The sequence below is a fragment of the Sphingomonas sp. S-NIH.Pt3_0716 genome (assembly GCF_003950715.1).
Lineage (GTDB): Bacteria > Pseudomonadota > Alphaproteobacteria > Sphingomonadales > Sphingomonadaceae > Sphingobium > Sphingobium yanoikuyae_A.
The window spans coordinates 1-1,820 of the sequence record NZ_QLJK01000093.1; the positions used below are offsets into that span (position 1 = coordinate 1).

1 protein-coding gene is annotated in these 1,820 nt (G+C 55.8%); it reads right to left on the reverse strand.

What is annotated here, in order from left to right; translation table 11 throughout:
- Nucleotides 1-46: 46 nt before the first annotated feature.
- Complete coding sequence (locus BRX37_RS26125; protein WP_318276976.1) at nt 47-1,621, reverse strand: TonB-dependent receptor domain-containing protein; 1,575 nt, start codon at nt 1,619-1,621, stop codon at nt 47-49.
- Nucleotides 1,622-1,820: the final 199 nt, after the last annotated feature.

Consider the following 1,820-nt stretch of genomic DNA (forward strand, 5'->3'; position numbering starts at 1 on the left):
TGAAAATTACACCAATGCCGGGGGGAGTGGCCCTCGGGCTACGCCCTCACGCCACTCCCCCCGGCATGTAACACGATGGCCTGGTTTTACGCCGCCGAATGGCCGACTTTTGCTCCGCCGTTGACACAGTAGCTCCCAATTCTATTTTTCCAGGGCGAAACTGCACACTGGCCTCGTAGGCATTGGTGCTTTGATCCTTGAGGCGAGGGTTCCCTTCGAAAAGGGTGTAGGCATCCTCGACCGTTCCATAGGGGCGCAGATATTCCAGCGGGACCCTGTCTATCCGCTTGCTGAAACTGGCTCCGAACTGCAGCTTTTTGTTGAACCGGTAACTGGCGTGAAAGCTGGGGAAGAGGCCGGCCCTGTTTATCTGAATCGTCGCGACGCCGGGACTGGAAATTTGGCGGCGATTTGCTTCACCGCGCAAGCCCGGTGCGACGGTTAAAGCCCCGAATGTCTGCTGGAACGACGCATAGGCAGAGAGGGTAGCGCTGCGCGCATCATACGCATCGTTGATGTCGGAGCCGAACAAACCGTCGCTATCGTTGCTCATAAATCGATAGGTTTGCGTAGTGTCATCAACATGCCAGGCGCTGCCCAGCGAAAGAAGTTGCCCCACAGCCATGGGATGTTTCCAGTCAATTTGGACATCGATCGACGTGGAGGGCTTGCGCACGTCGAGCGTATAGAGGCGTCCATCGCTGAATCGGGCGTCAGTCACATCATGCACATTGGGATTTGTGTAAAACTGGACAGCCGCATTGAGCGCCTCTCCCTCTTTTTTGCCCTTATGATCGAAGCTCAATTCTCCGGTAACATAGCTCCCTATACTGCTGAGGCGGCGACGTTCTGAAAAAGGCGCGAAGTCCGGGGTAACGGCAACATAATCGACTTTGTCTGTGACAATATCATGCCCGCCGCCACCGCCCAGTTGTGCTGAGACGCTCGTTCTGGCGCCCAATTTGTACGACGCTTTGCCGCTAAGACGTCCGACAGTACCAGCATAGGTATACAGACCCGTCTCCCGGTTAACTGTCGGCGGGCTGTCATCCTGCATCCCAACGCTGCGCTCCTTGCGATAGCTTCTGCGGAGCATGGTGCCGGCATTGCCTCCCCCCTTCAGCTGGTAAGTCCAGTTGCCAGCTTTGTAATTCAGGGTCGTATCGCCAAGGGCATAGCCATAACTGGATTCTTCCAGGCTTGCGTTGCCAGACAGTCCCTCCACCCGTGATTTTCGCAGCACCAGATTGATGATGCCACCTGCGCCCTCAGACGAAAATTGTGCGGAGGGATTGGTAATCACCTCTATTCGCTCGATATCGCTACCGTGCACCGTGCGCAGATATTGCGAGGCATCGCCAATGTAAGGGCGGCCATCCACGTAGATCCGGGTCAATCCAGATCCAAGCACCAGAATGCGGTCGTCAGGGGTGATGGTCACCGCCGGGAGGCCGCGCAACAATTGGACGGCATTCTTCTGGGCGGAATGAGGAGTTTCGCGGACCTGATAGGTTCGGCGATCAATTTTAAGGGTTTCTTCGGTACGTTTCCCGACGACTTCAATGACATCGGTCGCGTCTTCAACGACCACGACAGGCGCAGTGATCGGCAAATCCGTCAAGGGCATGTCGTCCCGGAAAGGGCGACGGCTGGCATGCTCCCTTTCATACCAGCGCCTGGTTCTCGGACTGTTTGTCATTTTCAGAAGACGACTGCACCAGTTGATTGGGCGTAATGGCTGTTGTGCAGCCAGCTCCTGACAGTTCAATATCAGAAGTGATCTGCACCAATCTCGACTATGCTCAATACTCGTGTGCACC